Annotated in this window: 23 protein-coding genes; 10 read left to right on the forward strand and 13 right to left on the reverse strand. The window is 62.9% G+C overall.

Annotation, left to right across the window (positions count from 1 at the left end):
* Positions 1-63: 63 nt before the first annotated feature.
* Positions 64-1,074 (reverse strand): ligase-associated DNA damage response exonuclease, encoded by a 1,011-nt coding sequence (locus B3605_RS10025; RefSeq protein ID WP_112944461.1) that lies wholly within the window; start codon positions 1,072-1,074, stop codon positions 64-66.
* A gap of 244 nt (positions 1,075-1,318) precedes the next feature.
* Between B3605_RS10025 and B3605_RS10030 the strand changes: the two genes are divergently transcribed.
* A complete protein-coding gene (locus tag B3605_RS10030; protein WP_112944509.1) occupies positions 1,319-2,674 on the forward strand; it encodes a TIGR03808 family TAT-translocated repetitive protein in 1,356 nt (451 codons plus the stop codon).
* Between the two features lie 101 nt (positions 2,675-2,775).
* Entirely contained in the window at positions 2,776-3,435 is a 660-nt protein-coding gene (locus B3605_RS10035) for a glutathione S-transferase family protein (protein ID WP_112944462.1), read from the forward strand.
* On the opposite strand, the gene B3605_RS10040 is transcribed toward B3605_RS10035, so the two are convergent.
* Positions 3,436-4,332: a LysR substrate-binding domain-containing protein gene (locus tag B3605_RS10040; RefSeq protein ID WP_112944463.1), complete on the reverse strand. Its 897-nt coding sequence runs from the start codon at positions 4,330-4,332 to the stop codon at positions 3,436-3,438. It abuts the gene before it with no gap.
* 143 nt (positions 4,333-4,475) lie between these two features.
* Here B3605_RS10040 and B3605_RS10045 point away from each other — a divergent pair, with 143 nt between their 5' ends.
* Both B3605_RS10045 and B3605_RS10050 read left to right on the forward strand, forming a co-directional pair.
* A complete protein-coding gene (locus B3605_RS10045) occupies positions 4,476-4,667 on the forward strand; it encodes a hypothetical protein (protein ID WP_112944464.1) in 192 nt (63 codons plus the stop codon).
* A gap of 48 nt (positions 4,668-4,715) precedes the next feature.
* Positions 4,716-5,069, forward strand: coding sequence for an MmcQ/YjbR family DNA-binding protein (locus B3605_RS10050; protein ID WP_112944465.1), 354 nt, complete (start codon positions 4,716-4,718; stop codon positions 5,067-5,069).
* A gap of 6 nt (positions 5,070-5,075) precedes the next feature.
* Here the strand turns inward: B3605_RS10050 and B3605_RS10055 are convergent, their stop codons facing one another.
* Positions 5,076-5,696, reverse strand: coding sequence for a glutathione S-transferase family protein (locus B3605_RS10055; RefSeq protein WP_112944466.1), 621 nt, complete (start codon positions 5,694-5,696; stop codon positions 5,076-5,078).
* Positions 5,697-5,799: 103 nt separating this feature from the next.
* Complete coding sequence (locus B3605_RS10060; RefSeq protein WP_047507802.1) at positions 5,800-6,165, reverse strand: hypothetical protein; 366 nt, start codon at positions 6,163-6,165, stop codon at positions 5,800-5,802.
* Between the two features lie 118 nt (positions 6,166-6,283).
* Between B3605_RS10060 and B3605_RS10065 the strand changes: the two genes are divergently transcribed.
* The gene (locus B3605_RS10065) at positions 6,284-7,039 is read left to right on the forward strand and encodes a DeoR/GlpR family DNA-binding transcription regulator (protein ID WP_112944467.1); all 756 of its coding nucleotides are present in this window, start codon (positions 6,284-6,286) and stop codon (positions 7,037-7,039) included.
* Here B3605_RS10065 and B3605_RS10070 read toward each other — a convergent pair.
* Both B3605_RS10070 and B3605_RS10075 read right to left on the reverse strand, forming a co-directional pair.
* Positions 7,014-7,763, reverse strand: a complete 750-nt coding sequence (locus tag B3605_RS10070) for a hypothetical protein (RefSeq protein ID WP_112944468.1) — start codon at positions 7,761-7,763, stop codon at positions 7,014-7,016. The two genes, B3605_RS10065 and B3605_RS10070, sit on opposite strands and share 26 nt — an antisense overlap.
* Positions 7,764-7,903: 140 nt before the next feature.
* Positions 7,904-8,911: an asparaginase gene (locus tag B3605_RS10075; protein ID WP_112944469.1), complete on the reverse strand. Its 1,008-nt coding sequence runs from the start codon at positions 8,909-8,911 to the stop codon at positions 7,904-7,906.
* Positions 8,912-9,066: 155 nt separating this feature from the next.
* On the opposite strand from B3605_RS10075, the gene B3605_RS10080 reads away from it, so the two are divergent.
* A complete protein-coding gene (locus B3605_RS10080; RefSeq protein ID WP_112944470.1) occupies positions 9,067-9,804 on the forward strand; it encodes a DUF3750 domain-containing protein in 738 nt (245 codons plus the stop codon).
* 4 nt (positions 9,805-9,808) lie between these two features.
* On the opposite strand, the gene B3605_RS10085 is transcribed toward B3605_RS10080, so the two are convergent.
* Complete coding sequence (locus tag B3605_RS10085) at positions 9,809-10,429, reverse strand: helix-turn-helix transcriptional regulator (RefSeq protein ID WP_296433642.1); 621 nt, start codon at positions 10,427-10,429, stop codon at positions 9,809-9,811.
* Between the two features lie 119 nt (positions 10,430-10,548).
* On the opposite strand from B3605_RS10085, the gene B3605_RS10090 reads away from it, so the two are divergent.
* Positions 10,549-11,994: an MFS transporter gene (locus tag B3605_RS10090; RefSeq protein WP_112944472.1), complete on the forward strand. Its 1,446-nt coding sequence runs from the start codon at positions 10,549-10,551 to the stop codon at positions 11,992-11,994.
* A 3-nt stretch (positions 11,995-11,997) separates the two neighbouring features.
* Here B3605_RS10090 and B3605_RS10095 read toward each other — a convergent pair whose 3' ends face one another.
* The 4 genes from B3605_RS10095 to B3605_RS10110 form a co-directional block, all read right to left on the reverse strand.
* On the reverse strand, positions 11,998-12,993 hold the full coding sequence (locus tag B3605_RS10095; protein ID WP_112944473.1) for an NAD(P)H-quinone oxidoreductase: 996 nt from the start codon (positions 12,991-12,993) through the stop codon (positions 11,998-12,000).
* 75 nt (positions 12,994-13,068) lie between these two features.
* The gene (locus tag B3605_RS10100; RefSeq protein WP_112944474.1) at positions 13,069-14,874 is read right to left on the reverse strand and encodes a GGDEF domain-containing protein; all 1,806 of its coding nucleotides are present in this window, start codon (positions 14,872-14,874) and stop codon (positions 13,069-13,071) included.
* Positions 14,875-15,038: 164 nt separating this feature from the next.
* On the reverse strand, positions 15,039-15,266 hold the full coding sequence (locus tag B3605_RS10105; protein WP_018899011.1) for a ribbon-helix-helix domain-containing protein: 228 nt from the start codon (positions 15,264-15,266) through the stop codon (positions 15,039-15,041).
* Positions 15,267-15,501: 235 nt separating this feature from the next.
* Positions 15,502-16,053, reverse strand: a complete 552-nt coding sequence (locus B3605_RS10110; RefSeq protein WP_112944475.1) for an HdeD family acid-resistance protein — start codon at positions 16,051-16,053, stop codon at positions 15,502-15,504.
* A gap of 138 nt (positions 16,054-16,191) precedes the next feature.
* Here B3605_RS10110 and betI point away from each other — a divergent pair, with 138 nt between their 5' ends.
* Together betI and betB are read left to right on the forward strand one after the other, a co-directional pair.
* The gene (gene betI, locus B3605_RS10115; RefSeq protein WP_296433645.1) at positions 16,192-16,833 is read left to right on the forward strand and encodes a transcriptional regulator BetI; all 642 of its coding nucleotides are present in this window, start codon (positions 16,192-16,194) and stop codon (positions 16,831-16,833) included.
* Between the two features lie 69 nt (positions 16,834-16,902).
* Positions 16,903-18,366, forward strand: a complete 1,464-nt coding sequence (gene betB / locus B3605_RS10120; RefSeq protein WP_112944476.1) for a betaine-aldehyde dehydrogenase — start codon at positions 16,903-16,905, stop codon at positions 18,364-18,366.
* A 7-nt stretch (positions 18,367-18,373) separates the two neighbouring features.
* Here betB and B3605_RS10125 read toward each other — a convergent pair whose 3' ends face one another.
* A complete protein-coding gene (locus B3605_RS10125) occupies positions 18,374-18,727 on the reverse strand; it encodes a helix-turn-helix domain-containing protein (protein WP_112944477.1) in 354 nt (117 codons plus the stop codon).
* Between the two features lie 6 nt (positions 18,728-18,733).
* Positions 18,734-19,015 carry a type II toxin-antitoxin system RelE family toxin gene (locus B3605_RS10130; RefSeq protein ID WP_296433648.1) on the reverse strand — a complete coding sequence of 94 codons (282 nt, stop codon included), beginning with the start codon at positions 19,013-19,015 and terminating at the stop codon, positions 18,734-18,736.
* A gap of 60 nt (positions 19,016-19,075) precedes the next feature.
* On the opposite strand from B3605_RS10130, the gene betA reads away from it, so the two are divergent.
* Complete coding sequence (gene betA / locus B3605_RS10135; protein WP_112944511.1) at positions 19,076-20,725, forward strand: choline dehydrogenase; 1,650 nt, start codon at positions 19,076-19,078, stop codon at positions 20,723-20,725.
* Positions 20,726-20,732: the final 7 nt, after the last annotated feature.

The following is a 20,732-nucleotide window of genomic DNA, read 5'->3' on the forward strand; positions in this document are numbered from 1 at the left end:
CAGGGCAGAGGGGGGTATCATTGGCGCCAGGTGTATCAACGGCGCAAGAGCTAACCATACTCATCACTCCGCCTCATCCTCATACCCCACCAGATGCAGCGGCTTGGCCTTGATGCCCTGCAGCTCGCACCAGCGCACCAGCGCCTCCTCGCGCCCATGCGTCACCCAGACCTCGGCGGGGTGAAGCTCGGAGATCGTGTCTGTCAGTTCCGGCCAGTCGCAATGGTCGGAGATGACGAGCGGCAGTTCGACGCCGCCCTGCTTGGCGCGCTGGCGCACCATCATCCAGCCGGACGCGAAGGCAGGCAGCGGGTCGTTGAAGCGGCGGGCCCAGCGGTCGGCGAAGGCGGATGATGGGCCGACGACGACGGCGCCCTTGAACAAAGACTTATCGCGCCCCTCGACGGTTGCCGGGCGCAGTTCGCCGAGGTCGATGCCTTGGCTGACGTAGTAGTCGCAGAGCCGTTCCATGGCGCCGTGGATATAGATGGGCTGATCGTAGCCGGTGTCGCGCAGGAGGCGGATGACGCGTTGGGCCTTACCGAGCGCGTAGGCACCGATCATGTGGGTGCGCTCGGGAAACTGGCGGAGCGACGCATAAAGCTTGGCCATCTCGCCCGCGGGGTCCGGGTGGTGGAAGACAGGCAGGCCGAAGGTCGCCTCGGTGATGAAGACGTCGCAGGCAACAGGTTCATAGGGTGCGCAGGTCGGGTCCGGGCGCCGCTTGTAATCGCCCGAGACGACGATGCGCGTCGCGTCCTTTTCGATCGCGATCTGGGCGGAGCCGAGCACATGGCCGGCGGGGTGGAAGCTCACCTTGACGCCGTTGACGACGATTTCTTCGCCGAAGGCGGCGGCCTGCTCCGAGCCGCAGAAGTCCTCACCGTAGCGGATGCGCATGATATCCAGCGTCTGGCGGGTGGCGAGCACATGGCCGTGGCCGGAGCGGGCGTGGTCGGAATGGCCGTGGGTGATCAGCGCGCGCTCCACGGGCCTGACCGGATCGACATAAAATCGGCCCACCGGGCAATAGAGGCCCTCGGGCGCGGGATAAAGCAGCGCGTCAAATCTCATTAACATAGAGATAGCGGCAAATGGCGGAAGAACCAGAGGCCAGCATTCGACATGCCGCGCTGGAGGCTGTGCCCGATGCCTCGTATCGCCATGGCCTTCCAGCAAGCCGGGAGCAACGCGGCACCGAGATGCTAACAAAGCGTAACCGCGATGCGTGGGCTGTCCCGAAACGGAACAGAAATCGCGGCACGGTTCCTGCATGAGAAAGGCCATGAACAGATCGCCGCTCCTTTCGTCCCTCCCCCTGGCGTCCCGCCGCAACCTCTTGCGCCTTGCCGCCTGCTCCACCGTCGCGATGCTCACGCCACCCGTCTTCGCGGCGAGCCGGCAGCCGGATCTGCGCGGGTCGATCGATGCGGTGAAATACAAGGCCGCACCCGATCCCGGCGATCGCAAGAGCAGCAGCCTGCAGAAGATGATCGACGACGCATCGGCGGAGAACGTTCCGGTGTTTCTGCCGCCGGGTGTCTACAAGGTGTCGAACCTGACCTTGCCCGACAATACGCGCATCACCGGCGTGCCCGGCGCATCGCGGATCGTCTATACCGGCGACGGACGGCTGTTTACCGCCGAGAACGTCAAGCGCATCGAGCTCTCCAATATCGTGATCGACGGGCAGAACCGCTGGCTTGGCGATAATGCATCCGCGTTGGTGCAGTTCACCGGCGTCGACGACGTCGTGATCGACAATTGCGAGATCTCGGGAAGCCGCAAGCATGGGCTGCAGCTGGAGCGCTGCGGCGGGCGGGTCGAGCGCAGCCGGATCTCGGGGGCCGCGCAATCCGGGCTCTACGCGGTGGAATCCTCGGGCCTTTCGGTGACCAACAACGAGGTGTTCGATTGCGGCAATGGCGGCATCCTGATCCATCGCTGGAAGAAGGCGGCCGATGACAGCATCGTCAGCGGCAACCGGATCTACAGGATCGGCGCGACCGATGGCGGCACCGGGCAGAACGGCAACGGCATCAACCTGTTTCGCGCCGACAATGTCATGGTCGCCAACAACCATATCTCCGACTGCGCCTTCACCGCGATCCGCGCCAACTCGGCCTCCGACGTGCAGATATCGGGCAACCAGTGCCGGCGATCGGGCGAGACGGCGATCTATGTCGAATTCGAGTTCGAGGGGACCGTGGTCGCAAACAACATGATCGACGGGGCCGCCAACGGCATCTCGATCGCCAATTTCGACAAGGGCGGCAGGCTCGCCAGCGTCACCGGCAACGTCGTGCGCAATCTGAAGCTCGACGGACCCTACAAGCCGGATGTGAGCTTCGGCATCGGCATTGCCGCGGAGGCCGACACGCTGGTTTCGAACAACATCATCGAGGGTGCGCCAAGATGGGGCATGCAGCTCGGCTGGGGTCCCTACATGCGCAACCTGGTGGTCACGGGCAACGTCATCCGCAAGGCGCCGGTCGGCTGTGCGGTCTCCATTGTCGATGGGGCTGGGACGGCCGTCATTACCGACAATGTGTTTCAGGATATGGCCGAGGGCGCGGTGGTCGGGTTCGAATGGGACAAGAAGATGTCGGGAGAACTGGCGGATGGCGCCGGGGGCTACACGCATCTGACGGTCGAGCGGAATCGCGTGTCCTAACCCCCTATCAAAAGCTTTGATTGACCCATAACCCGTGGAAGCTTCCGCTTGATCGCCCTAGCCTCTAGGTTCGCGGCAGATTTCAAGAGGGGCACATCATCATGCTGACAATCTACGGCGTTTATCGCTCGCGCGCCTCGCGCGTCTACTGGATGGCTGAAGAGCTCGGGCTGGAGTTCACCTCCGTCCCCGTGCTGCAGGCACGGCGCCTCGACAACCCGCTGGCGTCGGATGCGCCGGTCAATACGCTGTCGCCTGATTTTGCCGCCATCAATCCGATGGCGATGATCCCGGCCATCAAGGACGGCGATCTCGTCATGCACGAGTCGCTGGCGATCACGCTCTATCTCGCCCGCAAGCACGGCGGCTCGCTCGCCGGCCAGAGCGTGGAGGAAGACGGCGTTCTGACCATGTGGACGATGTGGGCCGCGACCGAGGTCGAGATCCACACGATCAAGCTGGTGATGACCTACGACAATGAAAAGGAAGACACCGACGAGGGCCGGGCGACAATCGCGGTGGCCAGCCGCTCGCTGAAGCGGCCGCTGGCGGTGCTCGAGAAGCATCTCGCCACCACCGACTATCTCGTCGGCAACCGCTTCACCGCCGCCGATCTCAACCTCGCAGAAGTGCTGCGCTATGCCCAATCCGAGCAGGCACTGTTCGACGCGCACCCCAAGGTCGATGCCTGGATCAAGCGCTGCCAGGCCCGCCCGGCCTATATCGCCATGCAGGCAGCACGGTCCAAAGAGGCGGTGTGATCAGATAAAGAGCTTCAAGGTCTCGGCCATTTCGGCGCGGATCCAGGCCTTGAAGTCCCTGACCTTCTTCGGTTCGCGCACCCCGTGCGCGGTCACGAAATAGTGGCCGAAGCCGGTTCTGGCGCGAATGCCGAAGGGCGCGACCAGCTGGCCCTGCTGCAGCGCATAGCCGGCCAGCGTCTGCCAGGCGAGCATCACCCCTTGCCCGGCGATGGCGGCATCGAGGCAGAGCGAGGCGTCGTTGAAGACGTGGCGGGTCTCGAGCGCCGCACCCTCAAGTCCCGCCGCGCGCATCCAGACGTCCCAGCCGAACATCGCGCGACCATCGATGATCGCGGGCAGCGCCAGGAGGTCGGCGGGTTCGCGCAAGCGCTCGGCCATAGAAGGCGTGCAGACGGGAAACACCTCCTGCTCCAGCAGCAGCTCCGCCTTCACATCCGGCCAGCGACCATCGCCGACGCGGATGCCGATATCGACATCGCATAGCGCCGGATCGACCAGCTTCATGGTCGCGTCCATGCGCAGGTTGATATCAGGGTGGTGTTCGGCGAAACGATCGAGGCGATAGACCAGCCAGCGCGCGGCGAAAACGGGCGCCACCGAGATCGTCAGGATGCTGTCGTCGCGGCGCTGCGCAAGCGCCACCGCCCGCGACAGATGCGAAAAGCCTTCATTCAGCGCCGCCAGCAGCGGAGCACCCGCTTCGGTCGCCAGCATGCCCTTGGGCGTGCGCTCGAAGATCGTTCGATCAAGCTGCGCCTCGGCTTTGATCACCTGCTGGCTGACTGCGCCGACCGACACCCCAAGCTCCTCGGCCGCCGCCTGCAGCGAGCCCAGCCGTCCAACCGCTTCAAGCGCGCGCAAGCCGTTCAGATGTACCGAGTTCAGATTTCTCATATAGATTTTCTATATCAGAATTCCGTTATTCTCAATTGAAACCCTCCCCGCGTCGGGAGGATATTGCCTAGCATCACGCGTGCATCTTTCGCCTGCCAAGCGATCACCCACCGCAGGCAGAGACCGAGAAAGCGAGGTATCCCATGCAATGGCTAAAGTTTTTCTTGAACGAAGAGGCCGCCGAACCGCCTTATGGGGCGGACCCGGCAGGCGATCCGCTCTCCCATCCCGATCTCGCGCGGATGTCGCTGAGGGAGTTGGCGGACCTGCCGCTTGAGCGTTGCGAGCAGCCCAGCCACAGTCGTGACCAGCCCGAACTGGCGCTCTGCGCATAGGCTCCGAAATCTGCTAGGCTATCCCGGACGAGCACCGGGAGTTGACGCATGGCTGAGGATATCGACGCGATCTTCAAGCGGCTGCTGCGGCTTGTGGCCGAGGCGAAACTGCCGGGCGTCGAGGAAGGCACGTCCTACGGCAACCATGCGCTGAAGGTGGGCGGAAAGTCCTTCGTGGCCGTGAAGGATAACGAGACGATCGTGATCTCGATTTCGCTCGACGAGAAGGAAGCACTGCTTGCGCTGGCGCCCGAGATCTATTTCCAGACCCCGCATTATGTCGGCTGGCAGTATCTGCCCGTGCGTGTCGATGTCATCGGCGATGCGGAACTGACGGATCGGTTGATCGGCGCGTGGCGATTGCGCGCGCCGAAGAAGCTTGCGGCAAGTTACCAGAGGTGAAGCGGCTTACGCCTTTTCGCGGGCGAGCGCGCGCTGCACAGCCGGGCGCTCGAGCATGCGGGCGTAGTGGTCGGCGACCTTGGGGAAGCGTGCCGGGTCGACATCGTCGCTCGGCAGCCAGCCGGTCATGACGAAGAGATAGGGATCGGCGACGGAGTAACGCTCGCCCATCACCCAGGGACCGGCGAACATGCCGTCCTCGATCAGCGCGAAGCTCTCTGTCATGGTCTCCGGCATCTTGGCCTTCATCGCCTCATGCGCAGCAACGTCATCGGCCCAGCGGCTGGCGCGGCGGCCGTGGGCGTGGTTCACATGCACCGTAGAGCAGATGTAGCTGTTGAAGGCCTGCAGGCGGGCGAATTCGAAGGGGTCGTCGAGCGGCGCAAGGCCGGCCGCCGGCGCGATCGCAGCGATATAGGCCAGGATCGCCGGCGTTTCGGTGAGCACGCCCTTTTCGGTCATAAGTGCCGGAACGCGGCCCTTGGGGTTGATCTTGAGATAGGCTTCGGAGCGTTGTTCGCCATTGGCGGTATCGACCCGCTTCGCCTCGAAAGGAAGGCGCGATTCCTCGAGCGCGATGAGGCTGGCGCGGGAACATGCGCCGGGCGCGAAATACAATGTCAGCATGACGACTCCTGTTTTTCAGGAGAGCATAGAGCGCGCGCGACGGATTGCGAGCGAGAAAGAGAGACCGCATGCGCGGCCTCCCCGATTTGTCTCTGGCGCAGCTTCAAGCGGCCTTTGCGCAGCCCGGCACGTCTTCCAGACGGTACCAGACGGGAATGCCGCGCTCTCTCGCGATGCGGACATCGTTGTCGGCGCCCTTGGATTCGCCTTCCAGCCGCAGCACGCCTTCGCACAGTTGCAGCAGGCGGCCCGCAACGGGGTGGAATATCCGCTCGTAGAGATCATCGCCCACGCTCTTGCCGCCGGCGGCATGCCAGACCGGCAGGGCGACCCATTCGCCGATCATCGGCACGTGGCCGGCCTCGAACAAAGCGTGCGACGGGGCTTCCAGCCGCTGCAGGTTGGCCGCCATCTTCGCCGGATCGTCACCGGTGCCCGACCGATAGGGGCCCGCAATCAAGATCAACATGTCTCTTCTCCTCAACTCCCGGCTTCATGCACGGGATTGCGTGAAAATGCATGATATTTCTTGATTGTCGAATCGTTTCGTGCAAACTCAGGAAAATTCATTCAACTTCGTGAGCCTTATGCTGACCTCCCAACGCAAGACACTGATCCTCGACCTGCTGCGCCGCGACGGCCAGGTGATTGCCAAGCGGGTGGCCGAGGACCTCTCCGTGTCTGAAGACACGATCCGTCGAGACCTGCGCGAGATGGCGGCGGAGGGGCTCTTGAAGCGCGTGCATGGCGGCGCGATGCCACTCTCGCCGGAGCTGCCCGATTTTTCGACCCGCAAGGATGTGTCGCGGGACGCGAAGCAGCGGCTTGCGGCAAAAGCGATCGGGCTGATCAAGCCGGGCCAGATGGTGTTTCTCGACGGCGGCACGACCACGGCGGAGATCGCCCGGCAGCTGCCGCGCGGGTTATCGGTCACCATCGTCACGCACAGCCCGACGATCGCCGCCGAGCTCGAGCATCATCCGACCGCCGAGGTCATCCTGATCGGCGGCAAGCTCTACAAGCATTCGATGGTGGCTGTCGGCGCCGTCGCGATGGCAGCGATATCGCAGCTGCGGCCGGACCTGTTCTTCCTCGGGGTGACGGCGGCGCATCCCGTGCACGGGCTGTCGACGGGGGATTTCGAGGAGGCCGCGATCAAGCGGTATATCGCCGGCTGCGCGATCGAAACCTATGTGCTGCTGACGGCGGACAAGCTCGACCGGGCATCCGCCTGCCAGGTTCTCCCAGTCGCCTCGGTTTCGGGGTTGATCGTGCCTGACGATATCGACGAGGCGCAGCTTGCGCCCTATCGCAGCCTCAACGGCGCGATCCTTTCAGCATGAAGGGCGTCATCAGGCGGGCACGGAGGTCCTCGATGCGAGGGCCGAACAGGCTTGCCGCGAGTGCTGTCGAGAAGACGGCAAGGGCGAGATAGGCCAGCCGATCATCCAACGCACCGAGCGTGAGTGCCGTCTCCAGCTTCGGCTGCCAGATGGCCAGCAGGACCGAGAGTGAGGGCATGTCGAGCAGCCGGCCGGGCATCCAGGCAAACGTCGGTGTCTGCGCGAGCGCTATCATGGCGCCATACAGGGCCGAAAGCCGGATCGCGACGCGCAGCCAGCGCCAGGGACCGAGCGGCCTGCCCCCTCCATCCTCGAACGACCAGCCGATATAGGTGCAGAACACCACGAGGAAGGGGAAAGCCACCGGCAGGTTCTCCATCACCATTTCCGCGTTCATCTGGCCGGTCCAGACATTGGCGAGCAGGAGCGGAAACGGCGCCGAGGCGCCGAAGAGGACGAGCAAGAAGAGGCACCATAGCCAGCTCATGCCGATGTGGTGAATGCGGGCGAAGGTGACGACGAGGATGATGCCGCCGGCGATGTAATAGCCGATCGGCTTGATCGTACCGGTCATCAGCAGGATCAGCGGCCCACAGGAGCCGGCAACCCGCGCGCAGCTCGATGTCGCGACCGTTGCCCAGGTGACGTAATCGAAGCTCATGGCAAAGAACAGGAAGACCGCCAGAGCGATCAGCATCCACCAGAGATAGCGGCCTGCAAACATATCCTGCCCTCATGGCAATCGATGTACTGCGCCAAGAGTAGCTTAACCGGATGAAAGCGCACGCGCCGTCATCCGGTTCAGTTTCGCATATATTAGAATTGGCTATCTTTGATATTCAGAATGTATCGTTCCGGCACGCCTTAATCAAAGAGTACCGCCGCCGCGCGAATGTCGCCAACGTGAATACCATTCCAGTTGTGCATGCTTGAAGTCGCCAGCTCTGCCAGACCGACGCCGATGGCGCTGTCCTTGTCGAAGAAGCGGGCAAGGGCCGCGGCAACCATGCTTTCGGCGGCGCGCGCATGGCCGTCGTCGCATTTGACGGCGATCGAGATGCCCTGGTCGGGAATGGCGGCGCAGAAGACGCCCTCGGCACCGGTCTTCGCGAAGATGCGGCCGGGCTCCAGCTGCATCAGCTTCGTGCAGAAACGGCCGGTGCCGGCGACATAGAAGGGCTCGGCCATGCAGGCATCGAACAGCCGGCGCGAGGCTTTCGCGCGCAATGGCTTGAGGCCGTTGCCGGTCGCCATCCTGGCGAAGCCATGGGCCAGCCCCTTCAGCGACACGGCGTAAGTCGGGATCGAGCAGCCGTCGGTGCCGCAATTATCATGGCCGAGCACGGCGCCGGTCAGGTTTTCCATGGTGGCGCGGATCTCGCGCTGCAGCGGGTGATCGTAACCGATATAACCCTTGGGATCGACGCCCTGGTGGACGCAGGTGCAGACGAAGCCGGAATGCTTGCCGGAGCAATTGTTGTGCAGCGCCGTCGGCTTCTCCATGGTGCGGGCCTGGTGGATCAGCACTTTCTGGCTCGACGACCAGTGGCCGCCGCATTCGAGCGTTTCGACATCGCGGCCGGCACGCGCCAGCATAGAGGCTGCGACGGCGACATGCTCGTCCTCGCCATTATGCGAGGAGCAAGCCAGCGCCAACTCCTTGTCGCCGAAACCGTAAGCATCGGCGGCGCCGCTTTCGACCAGCGGCAGCGCCTGCATGGCCTTGCAGGCCGAACGCGGAAAGGTGGGCGCCTCGACATCACCCAGCGAGAAGACGACCTCGCCATCGCCATCGACCGCGATGACGGCGCCGCGATGCCGGCTTTCGACGCGCGCGCCGCGGGTGACTTCAACGGTGACGGGATTGGTCATGGGCTTATCCTGATATTCTGAACAGGCTGTCACGCATAAATGATGGGCGCGATAAAGCAATCGGGTTCATGTTGAAAAAGAGCGGCGCAATTGCGCCATCTTGCTCGTCACATCCTTGGCCGCAACCGCACGTCAGCAAAGGTCCCCGGCGTTTCATGCGTCATCTCAAACGGCTCCTTCTTCTCATCCTCGTCGTCTATCTGCTGCCGGCCCTGGCGTCGGCCGGGTGGTGGTCCCTGCAAAATCATCCGAACTCGTGGCGGGAGGCCGAATGGGGCACATCGGGCGTGCTGCCGAAGGCCGATGCCAGCGGCGACGCCAAGATCTACATCATGTCGGCCAGCACCGGCGGGCTGAAGGGCGCGGTCGCCAGCCACTCGTGGATCGTCACGAAGGCCAAGGGCGACGCGACCTACAATCGCTACGACAAGGTCGGCTGGGGCTCGCCGATCCGCCGCAACAACTATGTCGCGGACGCCTACTGGTATTCCAACACGCCTCATATCGTGAAGGAGATCTCGGGCGACGAGGCCCAGAGGCTCATTCCGGCCGTCGAGGCGGCGATCCAGTCCTATCCCTATGCCGGCGTCGGCGACTACCGGATCTATCCGGGCCCGAATTCCAACAGCTTCGTCGCGCATGTGCTGCGAACCGTGCCCGATCTCGACGCCGTGCTACCGCCCGATGCGGTCGGGCGCGATTTCCTCAGCGACGGGCGGATGTTCGCGATCGATGCCGACGGGCGCGACATGCATGCGACGCTCTACGGCCTGGTCGGCATCGCCGCCGGCCAGCGCAGCGGCTTCGAGGTGCACTTCATGGGCTTGGTCGCCGGCATCGATGTCGCCAATCCCGGCGTGAAGATTCCGGCGATCGGGAGGATCGGGCTTTAGCGGGCTAGCCCACGCTAATCCGATACGCACAACGCCGCGCGCCGTGGAGGATGTGTTCCTCGCGCTCGACGTTCGCGCCAAGGATGCTGCGGAAGGTTTCGAGTTCGGAGCGGCAGAAGCCGGCGCAGGCGGTGGCGGCGGCGCAGATGGGGCAGTGGTTTTCGATCAGGAGCAGCGAGTCATCCTCTTCCTGCCAGCTGTCGGCCATGTAGCCTTCGTCGGTGCGGATGCCGGCCAGCTGGCGGACGCGGGTGGGGAGATCTTCTGCCGTGATCTCGCTGAGGTAGCGCGCCAGCGTATCAGCCTCGCGGGCGGCGATGACGGTGTCGAGCGCCTGGGGGCCGAGGCTCTCGACCATGGTTGCGAGAAGCGTCGCGGTCAGTTCGGCGTGACGGTCTGGGAAGCGGGCGTTGCCTGATGGCGTCAGGTGCCAGAGCTGGCGGGGGCGGCCCCTGCCCGGCGCGGGCTCGGAAACGGGTTCTACCAGTCCCTCCTCGGCCATCTTCGCCAGTTGCTGGCGCGCGGCCTCGCCGGAGATGGACAGCGCCTCGCCGATGGCCGATAGGAGTTGCGGCCCTTCGGTCTTGAGCAGCATCAGGATTCGGTTGGCTGATGATTGGCGCATAGGCTGATATTTTTCCAAGCTTGTTCTTGCTTTAATAGCGCGGCTGTGTATTTTTTCCAAGCTATAACTTGTAAAAAACTTTCCCAAAAACTCTCCAGGAAACATTCAAGGCATTCCGCATGAGCAGCATCGACGACGTCGCGACGGAGCGCTCCTCCGTCTTCCATCTCTTTTCAAGACCGGTCCTGGCAGCCACGCTGATGCTCGGCGGCGGCGTGACGCTCTATGCGGTCGAGGCCTATATCATGGCGACCATCGCGCCATCGATCGTGCGCGATATCGGCGGGCTGGAGCTGCTCTCGTGGGTCACCACCCTGTTCGTCGCGGCTGCCGTGCTCGGCTCCATCTTCGTCGCGATGCGGCCGCGCGGCATCGGCCTGCGCACGGTTTACGTGGCCGGCGCGCTTATGTTTGCGGCCGGCAGCCTAATCTGCGCGCTGGCGCCCTCGATGCAGGTCATTCTGGCCGGACGCGCGGTGCAGGGATTTGGAGCAGGCGCGCTGGGCGGGCTTGCCTATGCATTCATCCGCTTTGCCTATCCCGAGCACCTGTGGCGCAAGGCCTCGACGCTCTATGCGGCGATCTGGGGCGTGGCGACGTTGCTCGGACCAAGCCTCGGCGGCCTGTTCTCCGATGGCAGCACCTGGCGCCACGCCTTCATGCTGCTTGTTCCCGTGAGTGTGCTCATGGCTATCCTTGCGCCCGTACTGCTGCCGTCGGCGCATGATGATCGGGCTCCCGGGCGCACGCCGATCACGCAGATCGCGCTGCTTCTGGCGGCCGTGCTTCTGGTCAGCATCGCCGGCACGATCGAGACGACGCAATCGAAGGCGCTGCTGGTTGCGGCATCGCTCATCGCCGTGGTCGCCATGCTCGGCATAGAGCGGCGAAGCGAGAACCGGCTGCTGCCGACAGGCGCCGTGGCCCTCAGCATGCCGATTTCACGCGTCTACCTGATGATGTTTCTGCTGATCCTGGTGCTGACCAGCGACATCTACATCCCCTATTTCCTGCAATCGCTGCACAATGTCAGCCCACTGGAATCCGGGTACCTCACGGCGCTCGTCGCGCTCGGCTGGACGGTGGCAGCGTTCCTCAGCGCCTCGTTCTCCGGTCCCCGCGCCGGACGCGCGATCGTTATCGGCTGCGTGATCGAGACGTTTGCGGTCGCGGCGCTGGCGATCTTCCTGGCACGCGACAATCAGGCAGGCAGCATTGCGCTGCTCGCGCCGGCCGTCGTCTTCATGTTTCTCATGGGGTTCGGGGTCGGGCTCGGCTGGGCGCATCTGGTGACCAAGGTGCTGCGCCTCGTGGCGACATCGGAGCAGGACAAGGCCTCGGCGGCGATCACCACCGTGCAATCGCTCGGAAGCGCATTCGGCGCAGCCTTCGCGGGCGTCATCGTCAACAGCACCGGCCTGCTTGCGCCAGGCGGCGTTACTGGCGGCATATCCGCGGCGCATTGGCTGTTCGTGCTGATGGCGCTGCCGGGGATCGTGACGATCCTGATCTCGCTGTCGATCCAGAAGTCCGGCAACGAGACGCAAGTGACGGCAGCGGCGTGATCGTCAGACGCGCAGCATGATCTTGCCGATATGGCTGCTCGATTCCATCAGCTTGTGGGCTTCGACGACATCTTCGAAGGCGAAGGTCTTGTGGATCACGGGGGCAAGCTTGCCCTCGTCGAGCAGCGGCCAGACCTGCGACAGGAGATCGTCGCGGATGGCGCGCTTTTCTTCCGGCGTGCGCGGGCGCAGCGTCGAGCCGGTTACCGTCAGCCGCTTGACCATGATCGGCGCGAGGTTGGCCGTTTCGGCAACCGCGCCGCCGAGGAAGGCGATGATCGAGAGGCAGCCATCCTTCGCCAGCGAGGCGAGGTTCTTCTCGAAATAGGCAGCGCCGATCATATCGAGGATCATGTCGACGCCCTGGCCGGTTTCGGCCTTGATCACCTCGGCGAAATCCTCGGTCTTGTAGTTGATCGCCCTTCTCGCGCCGAGCTTGACGCAGGCGTCGCATTTCTCCTGAGAACCAGCGGTCGCGTAGACCTCGGCGCCGAAGGCGCGGGCAAGCTGGATCGCGGTGGTGCCGATGCCGCTGGTGCCGCCGTGGATGAGCACCTTTTCACCTTCGGTGAGGCCGGCCATCTGGAACATGTTTGCCCAGACGGTGAAGTAGTTTTCAGGAAGTGCTGCCGCCTGGACCGCATCGTAACCTCTTGGGAACGGCAAGGCTTGCCCTGAGGGAATGAGGCAATATTCGGCATAGGCGCCGCCATTGGTGAGGCCGCAGACCTTGTCGCCGACAGAATAACCACTGACGCCGGGCCCGATCGCGACCACTTCACCTGCGATCTCGAGGCCGAGGATCGGGCTTGCGTCCTTCGGTGGCGGATAGGTGCCCTGGCGCTGCGCGACATCGGGACGGTTGACGCCGATCGCCTGGGTGCGCACGAGGATCTGCCCCTCGCCCGCCACGGGTATTGGCCCGCTCGATATGGTCATCACGTCAGGGGCGCCGAAGCGGGGCAAATCGACAAAACGCATAAGCGCAGGCAAAGACATCACCGGTCTCCTCATTCGGATAGCAGTGAGATAGTTCAGCAACGCGGCGTTGAGAAGGGCGGAAACGCCGGAGCGTCAATTCGCCTCGCCCAACCGATGGAAGACCAGGCCTTCCGCGCTTTCCTTCGCCAGTGCCTTGATATGCGCGATGGCGGCGGAGACGCGGCTGATGTCGTCGATGACGAGACCCTTGGGGAGCTCCAGAACGCCGATCGAGCAGCGCATCAGCGGGAAGAAGGCTTCGACGCCGGCGCGATCGTGGCCGCGAATGCGGCCAGCGGCGCGGTCGATCTCGGAATAGAGATCCTGGGCATCGTCGTGGAAATCGCCGATCAGCCGGTCGAGGATTTCCGTGAGCTCCTCCTTGGTCCAGCCCTGCACGCCGATGAAGAAATCATCGCCGCCGACGTGGCCGAGGAAATGGCGCTCGGCGAAAAAGTAGCGTCGCATCAAGGCTGCGAAGAGCGAGATCGCGTGGTCGCCAAGATGGAAGCCATAGGCATCGTTGAAGGGCTTGAAGTTGTCGAAATCGCAATAACAGAAATGGCGGGTCTCATCGCTGTCGCGGCTCGCCTCGCGCATGAAATCGCGGATGGCGTGGTTGCCGGGAATGCCGGTCAGCGGGTTCTGGTCCTGCGCGGTCTTCAGCTTCTTCTCGTTCATCACCTTGATGAGCGAGGCGGCCGAGACGACGCCGGCATAGCGCATGTTTTCCGTCAACAGCAGACAGTTGGCGCCTTCCATGTTGGCGAAGATGGTCATCAGCTGCTCTGCATCGGAATCGAGGCCGACGATCGGCGCCATTTCGACGAAGTGCGAGATGGTGCGCTCATACATCTTGTTCTTCAGCAGATCGCGGCCGAAGGGGTGGTAGATATATTCCTTTAGATGGCGCTCGTGCAGGATGCCGCGCGGCTCGCCATTGGCGTTGAGGACCGGGAAGAAGGCGTTCTGCGGATGGCGGCGGAAGACCTCGAAGACGCTGTCGATCGTGTCGTTTTCATAGACCGTCGGCAGCACTTCGATCTGCTTGCGGATAAGGATTTCGTCGAGCGACTGGTTGTTGCGCTTGCTCTTGCCGAGTTCCTGCAGATGCGGGAAGGACGGCACCAGCTCGGAGACATGCGTGGTCGGGCGCGAGATGAACCAGCCCTGCACGAGATCCACACCATATTCGCGGCAGGTGATGAACTCGGCCTCGGTCTCGATGCCCTCGGCAATGACGCGGGTGCCAAGCACGTGGGCGATGTGCACGATGTTCTTCAACAGGTGGCGCTTGCGCGCGCTGCCATCGATATCGGCGATGAAGTAGCGGTCGATCTTCAGGTAATCCACCGGATGATCGCAGAGCAGCTTCATCTCGCCGTGGCCGACGCCGAAATCGTCGATCGCCAGCTTGAAGCCGCGCTTGCGCAGCAGCGACACCAATGCGGCGAATTCGGGAACCGAGGTGTTGTCGAAGCGCTCGGAGAATTCGAAGCAGATCGAGGATGGCGGGATATTGGCGAGCTTCAGATGCTGCAGCAGGTTTTCCACCAGCTGCTCGCCATGCGGAATGAGGCGGACATCGAGATTGAGGAACAGCGTCGCCGTGGCGAAATTCGGCAGTGACGCGAACTTGGCGAGCGCACGGCTCGCCACCATCTGCTCAAGCTGCAGCAACTGATCGCCGCGCTGGGCCTCGTCGAGAATTTCGAGCGGCGAATTGAAGCCCAGCCGCTCCTGGCCGCGCATCAGCGATTCATAGCCGAAGGCAACACCGGTGCTGGCTTCGACGATCGGCTGGAAGGCGTTTTCGATAACGAGTTTGGCGAGGGTAATGATTTGATCGCTGGTGTAGCGACGAATAAGGGCGGGCTCTACGGTGGCAGCCAACGACATGCCATTCTCCACTATACGGCATTCATATTATTATTTTTCGCGCGGAGACTAAGGGCGAAGCGTCAACGAACACTTTCCCCAATGTGAAGCTTTTGTGAAAACTGGCGTTTTATCAAATGCATGCCGCAACCGCCGCACGGGCGGCGGTCATAAATAGGCCGCGTTCAGGCGGTGCGGCGATGCTCGTGGTCGGCGAACATGTCGGCGACGCATCTGGCATCGGCGGGGGCGCAATCGCGCGCTTTCGGCAGGCCATCGACCTTGCGGGCGGCATCCCACAGCCGGAGCGCTTCGCGCACCACTTCGCTGCTGGAAACATAAGTGCCATCGTCGATCGCCGCGCGGATATCGGCCGCCTGCAGCGGAGAGATGGAAACGGTTACCATCGGCATGACATCACTCCCATTGCCTCGTGGTCTCCCATCGCCTCGTCGGGCAGACGCCTGCCCGGTCGAGGAACGGATACACACTCGCTTCGGCCGCCCTTCCGGTCGCGGGTGCTGGGCTGTTAGCAGCGTCGCTTCACACGTTTGCGACCTCTGCTATGAGGTTAATTTTAGTCTTCACTCACATTCTTGTCAAAAAAGAAACAGTGCGTGATGAACAGGCTGTGAATAGCGGGCACAATCAGCGGCGGATGGCGAGGCCGAATGCGAGCATCGACCAGCCCTGCAGCAGCAGGTCGCAGGCAAGGAAGAGGCCGAGGATCCACAGGCTATTGACCGGCCAGCCGAGCACGATGACGAAGCCCGCGAGCGCCGTGATCAGCCCGCTCAAGAGCACCCAGCCCCAGCCTCTCGACGGGCGCATGCGCCAGCCGACGAAGACACGGAAGATGCCCGCCACCAGCAATGCCATGGCCAGAAACAGCGTGAGCGCCGCCGATGCCAGAATGGGATTCATGAAGGCGAAGACGCCGGCCAGCACATAGAGCACACCGCTCAGCGCCCAGAAGAGCAACTGCTCCCACTCGCGCACCTGAAAGGCATGGGCGAGATAGACGATGCCGCCGACCAGCATGAGCAGGCCGACGTAATAGACGGAAACGACAGTGGCGAGGAAGACGTTGGCGGCGGCGATGGCGCCGAAGACGATCAGCAGCGCGCCAAGGACCACGAACCAAACCCATTTCGATCGCAGCGAGGAAGACGAAGGCATTTCATTGGACATGTCTGTCATCATGCACCTCCCGGTTGTTCATTGAGTATGGCGCAGAAACGGCGGATGGAAAGAGATATCTTACGGAAAAGGCGATCAGATTTTTATTGATTGATCAGTCAATCAAAATTATGCTGGCCCTATTGCAGGAGAAAGACCGTGCCGAAAGTCGGAATGGAACCGATGCGCCGCAAGGCGCTCGTCGATGCAGCGCTGCGCGTGATCGGGGATCACGGCTCGCTCAGCGTCACCATGTCCGAAATCGCCAAGCAGGCCGGCGTTTCACCGGCGCTCGCGCACCATTATTTCGGCAGCAAGGAGCAGCTGCTGATCGAGACGATCCGCTCGCTTCTAAAGCAGCTGCGCGACGACGCGGTGACGGCGCTGAAGGCGGCCCCCACGCCGCGCGCGCGGCTTTCGGCGGTGATCCGCGTCAGCTTCCACGCCGACCAGTTCGCGCCGCAGACGATCGCCGCCTGGCTCGCCTTTTACGCCGAGGCGCAGCGCTCGGAAGAGACGCGCCGCTTCCTCGTCATCTACGCCAGGCGCCTGCGCTCCAACCTCGTCGCCAATCTGAAGCCGCTCTGCCCCGCCGATGTCGCGGAACATATCGCCGAGGGCGTGGCCGCGATGATCGACGGGCTCTACATCCGCCAGAGTCTCGGCTCGACGCGTGTCGGCGCCGAGGCCTCAATCGCGCTGACGGAGGATTATGTGACGATACAGTTGGCTCGCCATTTGCCTTTCTTTGAGCGAAGCAAACGCGGCCCCCTCATCCCCGGTGCAACTTGTTGCACCTGAGCCTTTCAGGCCACCTTCTCCCCGAGGGGAGAAGGGAAAGCGAACTCAAGCACCGCAAGGACATCTGACATGAGAGCCCAGCCCACAGCATCGCACTTCATCGACGGCGAATATGTCGAGGACGATGCCGGCACCGTGATCGAAAGCCTTTATCCGGCGACCGGCGAAGTCATCGCGCGGCTTTACGCGGCCACGCCCGCCATCGTCGAAAAGGCGATCGCCGCTGCCAAGCGCGCCCAGCCGGAATGGGCGGCAATGAGCCCGACGGCGCGTGGTCGCATCCTGAAGCGCGCCGCCGACATCATGCGCGAGCGCAACCGCGAACTCTCGGAGCTCGAAACGCTCGACACCGGCAAGCCGATCCAGGAGACCATCGTCGCCGATCCGACGTCCGGCGCCGACAGCTTCGAGTTCTTCGGCGGCGTGATCGCCGCCGGCCTCAACGGCTCCTACATCCCGCTCGGCGGCGATTTCGCCTATACCAAGCGCGTGCCGCTCGGCGTCTGCGTCGGCATCGGCGCCTGGAACTATCCGCAGCAGATCGCCTGCTGGAAGGCTGCACCGGCGCTTGCCGCAGGCAACGCCATGGTGTTCAAGCCCTCCGAGAACACGCCGCTCGGCGCACTGAAGATCGCCGAGATCCTGATCGAGGCCGGCCTTCCGAAGGGGCTCTTCAACGTCATCCAGGGCGACCGCGATACCGGCCCGTTGCTGGTCAACCATCCCGATGTCGCCAAGGTCTCGCTGACCGGTTCGGTGCCGACCGGCCGCAAGGTGGCGGCTGCGGCTGCCGGCAATCTCAAGCATGTGACGATGGAGCTCGGCGGGAAATCGCCGCTCATCGTCTTCGACGACGCCGATATCGACAGCGCGGTGGGCGGCGCCATGCTCGGCAATTTCTATTCGACCGGCCAGGTCTGCTCCAACGGCACCCGCGTCTTCGTGCAGAAAGATATCAAGAACGAATTCCTGAAGCGGCTGAAGGCACGCACCGAGGCGATTGTCATCGGCGACCCCATGAACGAGGCGACGCAGATCGGCCCGATGGTCTCCTGGGCGCAGCGCGAGAAGGTTCTCGACTACATCGAAAAGGGCAAGGCCGACGGCGCGACGCTTGTGGTCGGCGGCGGCATTCCGAACAATGTCTCGGGCGAAGGCTACTATGTGCAGCCGACAGTGTTTGCCGATGTGACCGACGAGATGACGATTGCCCGCGAGGAGATCTTCGGGCCTGTGATGTGCGTGCTCGATTTCGAGGACGAGGCGGAAGTGATCGCACGCGGCAACGCTACCGAATTCGGCCTGGCGGCGGGCGTCTTCACCTCGGACATGAGCCGCGCCCACCGGGTGGTCGATCTGCTCGAAGCAGGCACGCTGTGGATCAACACCTACAATCTCTGCCCGGTCGAAATCCCCTTCGGCGGCTCCAAGCAATCCGGCTTCGGCCGCGAGAATTCGATTGCCGCGCTGGAGCATTATTCGGAGCTGAAGACGGTTTATGTCGGCATGGGGCCGGTTCAGGCGCCTTATTGATATGAACTCAGCCGACAACGAGATCGTCGAGATCGACATTCAGGGCCGACGCGATGCGCTTCAGCACATCGACGGACCCCGTCTTCTTGCCGGTCTCGATTTCGGAGAGATAGGGCTGCGAGATGCCGGCGGCAGTGGCAAGCTCGGAAATCGTCAAGCCGCGGTAATTGCGAAAGCTGCGGATGCGGCTGTCGCTTTCCGTGAGTTCCTTGACGAATTCATAGGGCCAGGTTTCCTCACCAGCAGCAACGCGTGCCATTATGGCGTCGGCCTGCAATCCATCGACCAAGTCCTCATAGTCTTCTTCAGTCAGAAGGACGTAATTCTTCCCATCGATCGTCAGCTTCTGGATATCGCCCATCGCGTCTTATTCCTTGTAGATACTGCCGCGCGGGCCGGCCTCGATGACCATGACGACCCTGCCCTGATCGTCAATAATGATGCGGTCCCGACCAACGCGGATGCGATAGTAGTCCCTGCCTTCCAACTTCTTTATGTCGACCGGTTGCCCAAGGGCATAGGCGTCGAGCTTCGCATAGATCGCAGCCCGACGCTTCGGTTGCATGAGGCTCAGGCTCTTTTGCGCCTCGCGGCTAATGACAATCTGCTTCATCGCAATATAGCTCTCAGCGATAAGATCGACCAGCATAAAAATAGCATTCCGCAATACACCCACTAGTAGCAGAATTCCAGAGATATGGGAATGACCATGCAGGCAGATTTCGTCATCATCGGTTCCGGCTCGGCGGGCTCGGCGCTTGCCTATCGTCTGTCGGAAGACGGCAAGAACAGCGTTATCGTCATCGAGGCGGGCGGGTCGGATTTCGGGCCGTTTATCCAGATGCCGGCGGCTCTGGCCTGGCCGATGAGCATGAAGCGCTACAATTGGGGCTATCTTTCCGAGCCAGAACCGAACCTCAACAACCGCCGCATCACGGCGCCGCGCGGCAAGGTGATCGGTGGGTCGTCGTCGATCAATGGCATGGTCTATGTGCGCGGACATGCGGAGGATTACAACCGCTGGGAGGCGCTCGGGGCCAATGGCTGGGCCTATGCCGACGTGCTTCCCTATTTCAAGCGGATGGAGCACAGCCACGGCGGCGAAGAGGGATGGCGCGGGACGGACGGGCCGCTGCATGTGCAGCGCGGCGGCTTCCGCAACCCGCTGTTCCACGCCTTCGTCGAGGCCGGCAAGCAGGCGGGCTTCGAGGCGACCGACGACTATAACGGCTCGAAGCAGGAAGGCTTCGGGCTGATGGAGCAGACGATCTTTCAAGGGCGCCGCTGGTCGGCCGCGTCGGCCTATCTGAAGCCGGCGCTGAAGCGGGCGAATGTCGATCTCGTCTACGGCCTTGCCCGCAAGGTGGTGATCGAAAACGGCCGGGCTGTTGGCGTCGAGATCGAGCGCGGCGGCAAGGTCGAGGTCGTCAAGGCCAACCGCGAGGTGATCGTCTCGGCTTCGTCGTTCAATTCGCCGAAGCTGCTGATGCTCTCGGGCATCGGCCCGGCGGCGCATCTGAAGGAGATGGGGATCGAGGTGAAGGCGGACCGGCCGGGTGTCGGCGCCAACCTGCAGGACCATATGGAATTCTATTTCCAGCAGGTCTCGACCAAGCCGGTATCGCTTTACTCGTGGCTGCCCTGGTTCTGGCAGGGGGTTGCCGGTGCGCAGTGGATGTTCACCAAGTCGGGGCTCGGCACCTCCAACCAGTTCGAGGCCTGCGCCTTCCTGCGCTCAGGCCCCGGCGTCAAGCAGCCGGATATCCAGTATCACTTCCTGCCGGTCGCGATCAGCTATGACGGCAAGGCGGCGGCCAAGAGCCACGGCTTCCAGGTGCATGTCGGCTATAATCTGTCGAAATCGCGCGGGAACGTGACGCTCGCCTCCGCCGATCCGAAGGCCGACCCCTTGATCCGCTTCAACTATATGAGCCACCCCGAAGATTGGGAGAAGTTCCGCCACTGCGTGCGGCTGACCCGCGAGATCTTCGGCCAGCAGGCCTTCGACCAATATCGCGGCTCCGAGATCCAGCCGGGCGAGAACGTCCAGACGGACGACGAGATCGACGCTTTCCTGCGCGAGCATCTGGAAAGCGCCTATCATCCCTGCGGCACCTGCAAGATGGGCGCCAAGGATGATCCGATGGCGGTGGTCGATGCGGAAACGCGGGTGATCGGCGTCGACGGCCTGCGCGTCGCAGACTCATCGATCTTCCCGCACGTGACCTATGGCAACCTCAACGGCCCGTCGATCATGACCGGCGAGAAGGCCGCCGATCACATTCTCGGCAAGCAGCCGCTGCCGCGCTCCAACCAGGAGCCCTGGATCAATCCGCGTTGGGAAGTGAGCGATCGGTAGGGGTTGA

Source organism: Rhizobium sp. UBA1881 (genome assembly GCF_002338015.1).
In the GTDB taxonomy this organism is placed as follows: domain Bacteria; phylum Pseudomonadota; class Alphaproteobacteria; order Rhizobiales; family Rhizobiaceae; genus Rhizobium.

Bases quoted from the DNA above. Each gene is read 5' to 3' on its own strand.
- B3605_RS10025 (WP_112944461.1), bottom strand. From the start codon at position 1,074: ATGAGATTTGACGCGCTGCTTTATCCCGCGCCCGAGGGCCTCTATTGC.
- B3605_RS10035 (WP_112944462.1), top strand. From the start codon at position 2,776: ATGCTGACAATCTACGGCGTTTATCGCTCGCGCGCCTCGCGCGTCTAC.
- B3605_RS10040 (WP_112944463.1), bottom strand. From the start codon at position 4,332: ATGAGAAATCTGAACTCGGTACATCTGAACGGCTTGCGCGCGCTTGAA.
- B3605_RS10045 (WP_112944464.1), top strand. From the start codon at position 4,476: ATGCAATGGCTAAAGTTTTTCTTGAACGAAGAGGCCGCCGAACCGCCT.
- B3605_RS10050 (WP_112944465.1), top strand. From the start codon at position 4,716: ATGGCTGAGGATATCGACGCGATCTTCAAGCGGCTGCTGCGGCTTGTG.
- B3605_RS10055 (WP_112944466.1), bottom strand. From the start codon at position 5,696: ATGCTGACATTGTATTTCGCGCCCGGCGCATGTTCCCGCGCCAGCCTC.
- B3605_RS10060 (WP_047507802.1), bottom strand. From the start codon at position 6,165: ATGTTGATCTTGATTGCGGGCCCCTATCGGTCGGGCACCGGTGACGAT.
- B3605_RS10065 (WP_112944467.1), top strand. From the start codon at position 6,284: ATGCTGACCTCCCAACGCAAGACACTGATCCTCGACCTGCTGCGCCGC.
- B3605_RS10070 (WP_112944468.1), bottom strand. From the start codon at position 7,763: ATGTTTGCAGGCCGCTATCTCTGGTGGATGCTGATCGCTCTGGCGGTC.
- B3605_RS10075 (WP_112944469.1), bottom strand. From the start codon at position 8,911: ATGACCAATCCCGTCACCGTTGAAGTCACCCGCGGCGCGCGCGTCGAA.
- B3605_RS10080 (WP_112944470.1), top strand. From the start codon at position 9,067: ATGCGTCATCTCAAACGGCTCCTTCTTCTCATCCTCGTCGTCTATCTG.
- B3605_RS10085 (WP_296433642.1), bottom strand. From the start codon at position 10,429: ATGCGCCAATCATCAGCCAACCGAATCCTGATGCTGCTCAAGACCGAA.
- B3605_RS10090 (WP_112944472.1), top strand. From the start codon at position 10,549: ATGAGCAGCATCGACGACGTCGCGACGGAGCGCTCCTCCGTCTTCCAT.
- B3605_RS10095 (WP_112944473.1), bottom strand. From the start codon at position 12,993: ATGTCTTTGCCTGCGCTTATGCGTTTTGTCGATTTGCCCCGCTTCGGC.
- B3605_RS10100 (WP_112944474.1), bottom strand. From the start codon at position 14,874: ATGTCGTTGGCTGCCACCGTAGAGCCCGCCCTTATTCGTCGCTACACC.
- B3605_RS10105 (WP_018899011.1), bottom strand. From the start codon at position 15,266: ATGCCGATGGTAACCGTTTCCATCTCTCCGCTGCAGGCGGCCGATATC.
- B3605_RS10110 (WP_112944475.1), bottom strand. From the start codon at position 16,053: ATGACAGACATGTCCAATGAAATGCCTTCGTCTTCCTCGCTGCGATCG.
- betB (WP_112944476.1), top strand. From the start codon at position 16,903: ATGAGAGCCCAGCCCACAGCATCGCACTTCATCGACGGCGAATATGTC.
- B3605_RS10125 (WP_112944477.1), bottom strand. From the start codon at position 18,727: ATGGGCGATATCCAGAAGCTGACGATCGATGGGAAGAATTACGTCCTT.
- B3605_RS10130 (WP_296433648.1), bottom strand. From the start codon at position 19,015: ATGCTGGTCGATCTTATCGCTGAGAGCTATATTGCGATGAAGCAGATT.
- betA (WP_112944511.1), top strand. From the start codon at position 19,076: ATGCAGGCAGATTTCGTCATCATCGGTTCCGGCTCGGCGGGCTCGGCG.